The organism is Pseudoalteromonas sp. 19-MNA-CIBAN-0066, assembly GCF_040308705.1.
Lineage (GTDB): Bacteria > Pseudomonadota > Gammaproteobacteria > Enterobacterales > Alteromonadaceae > Pseudoalteromonas > Pseudoalteromonas nigrifaciens.
In genome coordinates, this window is record NZ_JBEONZ010000067.1 from 1 (window position 1) to 8,130 (window position 8,130).

An 8,130-nucleotide genomic window follows, 5' to 3' on the forward strand; every position below is an offset into this window, starting at 1 on the left:
ATTTTAATACTCGCTAAATTTAAGTACCCGCCAATTAGCCGCGATGAAGTTTATAAAGAAATATTTGAGCAAGCGCAGAGCTTTAAAGAAACTAGAGCGAACTAAATAAAAAATTCCGTTATGGTTATTCTGAAAATGTCTTTTAAATAAGAGATGTTTAATTTTGGGAGGAGAGTATGTACTTCTTTTTGTGAGTGATATTGAATTATCATTTTATTCAGTGGGGGGCGATCTGCATTGGAGACGGCGTTGCAGTAGTTTTTGGTATGTAATTGAAATATCTACTGGCGTAGTTTTACGTCTCAAATTCGCCAAGTAGTCTTTTAACGTCTTAATAACAACGAGCCATCTAGATGATAGCTTTTCTTTCAACCCTAGTTCTGTAAGGTATTGGAGCATATCTTGAAATGAAAAGCAGCTTTTTAGCCTTTCATAATGAGGTATATGTTGTTGATATTCAAATCGTGAAACCGAAACGTTATTTAGGCCTTCTGCAGCCCATTCAATGACTCTATGAATCTTATCAAGATCAAGAGCTTCTTTGCTTCTATCACGCTTTGTAACAGTTAAATCTCTATTCAATTAAAGTAAATCCTCACTTATTACAGGCCTTATAAACTACAATGGAACAAGTCCTGTTGTCGGAAAAGGTTAGAACCTCTCCCATAAAAATCAGTTTATTTAGTTAATGAAACCAAATAAATTATTCCTGAATTAAATGTTAAAAAAATGGCTGTAAATAAGCCTCGAATACAATTAACTAAACTTTATTAATGTTCTAACTTTTTCTATATCTTCTCCTTACTTTTTAATATCGTTGTTTTTATTAATGTATTTTCTTTCATTCTCTTTTTTATCATTACCCGTTAATAATTTCCTCTTGTATATTATGTAAAAACACCAAATGATAATTGATATCGAAAAAGTATAAATATCGTCAACACCAGTTAGTATTTCAACTAGCTTATTGATCAACTTAAAAGCAGGATATGTTTTAATTGTTGCAAAAAGCTTTTGCTTTATGACTGTTAATATTTGTTTCCCCATAAGAAAATTCACCTTATATTTGGGGAAAGGCTTTTAACTGATTTTCATGCTCGCAGTGAGGCTACAAGCTAATGATTGATATGAGGATGAATAATACTTAATCAAGTAGTTGTAATTATTTAATTGAGGAATGTGCTAGTTCGTTCAAATTAGAGACCTAAGGTGCAATCTCTAATTTGGACGAAGTTTTAAATAGGATGGTTAAGAAGCGTCGGTAATTTCTATGTTTTTTATATCAATTAAGTTTGACGAAGAGATATCAGCTCCACCAAACTCTTGTTCTTTTGGCTCAGCAGTTCTATCGATAGTTAAAGTTGAGAAGTTGCATAAACTAGTGTCTGATAGTTGAGAAAGGCTAACATTTTGTGTGCTTTTAAAAACGTTTTCGACACGACCTGGGGATTCTTCATCCCACGTGCTTAACATTTTCTTTATTTTTTTTCTTTGTAAATTTTCTTGGGAACCACAAAGGTTACAAGGAATTATAGGATAATCATTGAGCTCAGCTAATTGGGCAATATCCTTCTCTCGACAATATGCAAGAGGTCGAATGATGATATTACGTTTATCGTCACTGAGTAGTTTTGGTGGCATGGCCTTTAATTTTGCATTATTAAACATATTCATCATTAATGTTTCAACGATATCATCCATATGATGTCCTAACGCAATTTTAGTTGCGCCAATTGTTTCAGCGAAACCATATAAAGAACCTCTTCTAAGCCTTGAACATAAAGAACACGTTGTTTTTCCTTCAGGAATTTTTTGTTTTACTACAGAATATGTATCTTTATCAATGATGTAGTAATCAATACCTTTTTGTTCAAGGTAATTAGGTAGTATATGTTCAGGAAAACCAGGTTGCTTTTGATCAAGGTTTACAGCTATAACGTCGAACTTGATTGGAGCAACACGTTTTAGGTGTAATAGCGTATCTAACATCACGAAAGAGTCTTTGCCGCCACTAAGTCCGCAGACAATTTTGTCGTTTTCCTCAATCATATTGTAATCAAAGATGGCTTTTCCAGTGAGGTGGCGGATTTTATTTTCTAGTTTGTTGCTGGGGCTATTTTTACTCTTCATTAAATTTTCTACCAATATGGGGCTTTTGGGGAGCATTACTTAAGGCGAATTATATCATATGGAAATATAATTCGCGTTATGGTTTTTCTGAGTATTTTAACTCTAGAGCTTTAGCTTAATTTATATCTTCAGGTCGGTCTCTAAGAAGCCTATCAACAGATAAATTAGGGATTTCTTCCGCGTTTTTTAATATTTTCTCAATGAGCGCATATTGTTCGTCGAGCATTTCTTGCATAACGCCTTTTTCGACCACAAGAGTGGTATACTTATGATAGTAATCTATATCACCTTCAGTTATTTTTTTAACTATTGTTTGGGGAAGTGTATGCACTCCTTTGTACCTACCCTTTGCGTTCTCAAATTCACGCGTAATTTTATCAAATTTTCTAAGTGTAGGTTTTGTTACATCAAAATCTAACTCGTTTTTAATTCGCTCAATGAGTAAATCCCATGTTAATTTGGAATTCCAGCGTCTGAGTAGGGCGACTATCCTTATTTCTATTTGACGTGTTAATTTTATACGTCCATCCAAATTAATTTTTGCCATTTTTCACACCGTAACTACTTAATAAGCCGGCTAATCTTAAATTGGAAGTGTTTTTACTTGATTCTGTATTTGTTAGCATTTTATTTAATGACTTACTCGAATCTTCCAAAACGAATTGTCTAACCGCAATTTTAGCTGTATCAAGACTCTGAACTCTAAATTCTAAGCTTGATAAGTCCCCTGACATTCTAACACTTGAACCCTCCGAGATAGCTTCATCTTCGAGAACCTCTATCAAGACAGTTAAAATTGCTGTTTTATTGAAATGAGTTTTATACCATTCTTGTGAGACTTTATTTACGTTAAAACCAGGATGTGACTTAACCTCTGAAAGTCTTGCCAATTGAACTTCTAAGTCCAATTTTAAGTTGATTAGGGCTTGAGTATCTCCCTTTATATAACACATTTCTTGGCAGCCAAAGCAACTGGTCATAAAATCGTTTAAGAAACGACAAGGCATGGTAACTAAGTCTTGAGTGCAAATACCCTCTGACATAATTGTTGCGGGTAGTTTTCGTAATTGCTTAATTTTTTTGATACTGATGAACTTAATTTCAGAGGGAGGTTCCATTTCTGACTTTTTGACGAGGATAGAGTTTATTTGCTGAGCGTTATCTTCATCAAGAGTATGGATATACTCATAAGCTTGGTCAGTATCTTTTCTACCAGACCATAGGTTTATGACCGAGATAGGTATTCCACTTTCTTTAGCGTGATGATTTATCCAATGCCTTAATTGATGCGAGTTGAAGGCCATACTTTCTAGACCAACACATGAAAGAGCTGCTCTAATCCACCTAGCTGAAAAAGTAGGTCTTTGAGATGAAATTTGTAAATTGTACATGTTAGGTATAGGAACTACCTTAGTATCAAAAATATATTGTTTTTGAAATTTTTGATATTTGTGTAGGGTTGAGGCAGTAAATACAAAAAGTGCATCCTGTACTTTTGTAGCTACTTCCTTTCCTCTAATTACAGTATCTGTTGAGCCATTCAAAAATGTATTTGCTTCAACGATCAAAGATGTTAGCTTCGAAAGTGAAGTGTTATTGTCTGATTTAAATAAATATTGCTTTACACTTTTAAAGCAGTGATGTAAACGTCCATAACTCACGTCAGCGTCTGGATTATATAAAAAAATGATTGTATGGTCCTTAGCAATTTCTTCATCGCAAGTAATATCACTAAGGTATTTGAACCTTTTCCATTTTTGGGTTTTATAGGTACGTATGCGGGTGTCATGCTTGCCAAGTACAGGGACGATGGGTTCATTAGTATACATGCCTAGGATTAGCCCTAAGTGGAAAATACTAGTTTTAGATTCATAATTTAAATTCGGATAGAGATCTCGTTTAAAATTAAAATTGGGATAAGTTGCTATTATTTTATTTAAAGAAACGGATGTGTTTGTCATAAAGTACGACAATATCTTAGCTTGTAAAGATTCTGGTTCTATAACTTCAAAAATTTTTTTTAGATTATCGCTTAGCGAACTGAGAAGATGAGTGCGGTTGTCTGGATGGTTTTTAGACCCCTTCCAAAATAAGCTATGTGTTTTTGAGCCAGTTTCTGTATTAACATGTGTTTTTATTTTCTGACTAGGTAAACCCCAAACCTCGGCATTTACCCTTGATGGAGTAGCTAAGCATAGGGTCGCAAATGCCACAGCCAAATATGCTTGCGGATATTTTTTAAACCCGTATGTTTCTAGGCCACTGTCAGAGTATAATTCATTAAATGAGACTCCAATAGCAGCTACCTTCTCATCTGAAATTAATAGCTTAGCGGCTCTTTTTTCTTCCTCATCATAATTTCTTGTTCGCGAGTCTTTTAAAACGGGAGTTATCAAATACGTAGGTATAAGGCTATTGTTTTTACACCATGTCCAAAAAGTACTTGCACATTTATTATTATAGCCCAGTTTATTAAATGTAGATGATACTTTGTCAAGATCGGACTGTTGAATGTTCCAAATTTCGCTTTGTATTATTCTTATGGCTCTAGATGCGTATTGGATTTGATTTAAAATATAATTAGTACTTAAATTGCGATTTAAAGATTCAAAAGCAAATGCTCTAACCACATCGAACCGGTTTGTATCATGATTATCAGCCCACTTTGAAAACTTAAGAAAAATTCTTCTTTGGTTAGGGTGGCATGCCCAATCATCATTCCAGAGCGCAATAGAACTACCATCTATTTTTTTAATGTGATTTGTTTCGTTAAAAGACTTTTTGGCCTTAATTATTAGATGCTCAAGATTAGTTTTAAATTTATTCATTTAAGTTACTCCGAGATTTTTTCAGGGCCTTTTGTTCAGTAATAACTTGTTTGATTCGTTTTATGATCATGTCTATCTCAAAGATCTGGTGATTATTTCCACCGGTATCTACCAGGAAGTTTTTTTTAGCTTGAGCTTTAGTTAGTTGAGATTTATGGTCACCTTCAATAAACGGTACAAATAAGTTAGCACCGCATGCATAGCATCCTAATGGTGCTCCAAGTTTTTTAGTGCAAGTATTGCAACCTATATCGTTTTTTATACCTCCTAAGTTTTGACCTAACTCATCTGTATAGACTTTATTAAAGTGCTCATTGTACTCTTTAATTGTCCAGTTAAAAGATTGTTCTAATAAGATTTTCTTGGAAAATTTATCATTTATCATTTCTCTAGACTGGGGGGTTAAGTCTTTATAATTTCTCACAGCAGGAATAGTTACGCCTGTTAATCTTGCCAATTCAGGATTGCTTAAACCTGATTCCATACCTCGGGTAATCGTTGAATGTCTAACTCTATTAATACTAAAGTTTGATTTCCTTGCGCTGTTTAAAATAGATGCAAGGTTACGGTGAAATAAATCTGTGTGTATATTAGGTGATATTAGATCTTTCTTAGATTTTATAGATGAAATGTCAGGAAAAAGGGGGTAGCAGTCCCAAGGTACTTGCTGAAAGTCTACCTTAAATGTGTCGCAATATTTTTTTAGCAATATCTTGTAGTCAGCTAAGTAAATTACAATAATTTGAGAAAATATTCCTGAAAATGGAAAAACGTCGCCTTCTGGGTGCGAACGAAATCCTGAATTATTTATTTTTGATATATGAAATAAGATTGAAATTATTTTTTGGTCAATATGTATATCTTCATTATCGATACCATAGTTTTGGACATCGCAAATTTTACATTGACATAATTGTGCTGCTCTTCTACTACTAATCAAGGCAATACTTCTAGAGATTGCAGCCGAATAGTTTAAAAACTCAGTGCTATTTTTTTTGGTAAGCCAAGCATTTCGCCTTAGAGATATATCGATTAACGCTTTGTCCATGTATGCATTAAATTCAGTATCAGAATAAGCACCATTGACCGGATCATGAGGATTAATCTTTTCGCTTGGAAGGTTATCCTTACACCAATCCCTTTGAATTTTATATTCTTCATATAAAAAAATATCATGCAATACTAAAAATAAAGTATTGAGATTTTTTTTATTGGAGAGAGTAAGCTGACCATAATTAGCTCTTAAAAAGTTTGCATCGGAGATTATTTTAATTCCATATGTTCTAATTATGTTACATACAGCCCCCATGCGGGACTCTGTAGTTCCAGCTGCCATTACTTTGGCCCAATATTTAAAAACCATTAGGAGTATATGAGTATTTTTGTAACTCAATCCTAAATTATATAAGCGTGTCAAATCAGTTGTTCTACCACGAGTTGAAAGGTTAGCTAGTTGCCATTTTATTGAATATGTTTTATTAACTAGGTCAGCTTTGGTGATAAAAGTTTCATTCAGATCACCGCCATAGAAACTGACATCAGCTAAAAAACTCTCATAAGAGGAAGGCTTCTCGAGTTGATTTCTTTTATTGTCATTGGTTTGCATCATGTAACCTTTATATTTAGTAAATTAAAGAGCATCAATCAACGTTAGGCTAATTCGAAATATTGAGGCTAGCTATTTTAGATATTTTAGAGCTTAAATCTTTTTGGCGATTGAGGTGATATTCTTTCGTTTTTAAAGCCAATCTAAAGTTATTATAAATATCAGCCATTTTTGAGTTGGCTGACCAGCCCATAGCATATTTTCTGACATCTTCTTTTGTCTGGTAATCGAGGTTTAGCTCTTTAGATAATGAGTCAATATCAACGTCAAAAATCTCATTCCATTTGTGTCTGAGTATATGTGGTGTCACTTCTACTGAAAGGGTGTTACTGATTTTTTCGAATATTTGATTGTAACTCCGTAAACTCAAAGGTTGACCCAATGTATTTCTAGAATTTTTTTCTGTAACAAAGACAAATTCATGCGTTTGAGTATTAGGAATGTTAGCTCTAACTTCTTTGATGTAATATTCAATCTTTGATGCTAATTCAGCACTGATAGGAGATACATGTGCTTTCGTTTTTTGAGAGGCTTTATATCGTCTTTTATCTGTTATATCGTCAGGAGTCCGCGTTACCCGAATTCTTGGTTGTCGATCATTAAAAACATCGCTTATTTTTAGCTTAGCAACAGCACCACGCCTCAGGCCAGTTTCTATGAATATTTTAATTATTAACTCATTACGTATTTTAGAATGAAAAGGGTTTTTGTTACTTTTGGCCTGCGTTATATCAAGTAATTCGAAGTATTTCTCATCGGGAAAGTTAGATTGGAATGGATCTGAGAATGATTTTTTCCAACTACCTAAAGATTTCCTTGAAGTTACTAATTCAATTAAACACTTATTATAATTTACTTGTTTATCATGAGGGAGTTGCGCGTGTCCATGACACCTGTTAAAAACGAATTTATAAAAATGCACAAAAGTATCAAACCTACCTTTGGCAGTCCCTTCATCTACTATATTTTTTGTTGGCTGATTTCTAGCCATTAAGTTTCTGAGTGCAACCTCTGAAATTATAGGAATGACAGCTTCCGAGTCAAGAGTGCTCAGTTTTAACTTACATGATTTAGCAAATATACTGATTTCTTCTTCACTAAAAAACTTTAAAGATTCTACGTCAGATATTAAATCAATCTTTCTTTTATTGAAATATTTAAGAGCGAATAGTAATTCATAAGCTTTTCTCTCTATGGTGTTAGTTGCTTTGTTAGCAAGTTGAACTTGTAGGTAATAGGTAATTAAATGATGAACAGGAATGTACTGATGATTACATATACTGTAAAAAGTTTTACCACTATTATTGTATGAAATAACCTTCATAACTAGTTTCCATTATTTATAGACACTTAATAATAGGGGATAAAAAAATACTTTCCATTATAAAAGTTATATATTACAAGGAGAATTATGTAACTTCATGTTTTTAGTTGAATAAATTGGATTATTAAGTGATTGGTTAGTATCTAATTATTATATTACACATAATTATTTAAGGATAGGCGCAGTAAATAAAGGTTCGTTTACTGCGAATAAGTCAGACTTTAAAGAAAGTAAATTAAATG

General features: G+C 33.2%; 6 protein-coding genes and 1 pseudogene. All 7 read right to left on the bottom strand.

The features are described 5' to 3' along the window. Nucleotides 1-417: 417 nt before the first annotated feature. A pseudogene (locus tag AAEZ18_RS17935) lies at nucleotides 418-582 on the bottom strand (ATP cone domain-containing protein); the annotation flags it as partial. A 219-nt stretch (nucleotides 583-801) separates the two neighbouring features. Continuing rightward, on the bottom strand, nucleotides 802-1,047 hold the full coding sequence (locus AAEZ18_RS17940) for a hypothetical protein (protein WP_350545225.1): 246 nt from the start codon (nucleotides 1,045-1,047) through the stop codon (nucleotides 802-804). Nucleotides 1,048-1,248: 201 nt separating this feature from the next. After that, the gene (gene ttcA, locus AAEZ18_RS17945; RefSeq protein WP_192531962.1) at nucleotides 1,249-2,130 is read right to left on the bottom strand and encodes a tRNA 2-thiocytidine(32) synthetase TtcA; all 882 of its coding nucleotides are present in this window, start codon (nucleotides 2,128-2,130) and stop codon (nucleotides 1,249-1,251) included. Between the two features lie 115 nt (nucleotides 2,131-2,245). After that, nucleotides 2,246-2,677: a hypothetical protein gene (locus tag AAEZ18_RS17950; protein ID WP_192531963.1), complete on the bottom strand. Its 432-nt coding sequence runs from the start codon at nucleotides 2,675-2,677 to the stop codon at nucleotides 2,246-2,248. Continuing rightward, on the bottom strand, nucleotides 2,664-4,958 hold the full coding sequence (locus AAEZ18_RS17955) for a hypothetical protein (RefSeq protein ID WP_350545222.1): 2,295 nt from the start codon (nucleotides 4,956-4,958) through the stop codon (nucleotides 2,664-2,666). The genes AAEZ18_RS17950 and AAEZ18_RS17955 overlap by 14 nt, the downstream gene beginning before the upstream one ends. Next, complete coding sequence (locus tag AAEZ18_RS17960; RefSeq protein ID WP_350594632.1) at nucleotides 4,951-6,567, bottom strand: hypothetical protein; 1,617 nt, start codon at nucleotides 6,565-6,567, stop codon at nucleotides 4,951-4,953. The genes AAEZ18_RS17955 and AAEZ18_RS17960 overlap by 8 nt, the downstream gene beginning before the upstream one ends. 46 nt (nucleotides 6,568-6,613) lie before the next feature. Continuing rightward, nucleotides 6,614-7,888, bottom strand: a complete 1,275-nt coding sequence (locus tag AAEZ18_RS17965; RefSeq protein ID WP_350545217.1) for a site-specific integrase — start codon at nucleotides 7,886-7,888, stop codon at nucleotides 6,614-6,616. Nucleotides 7,889-8,130 lie beyond the last annotated feature (242 nt).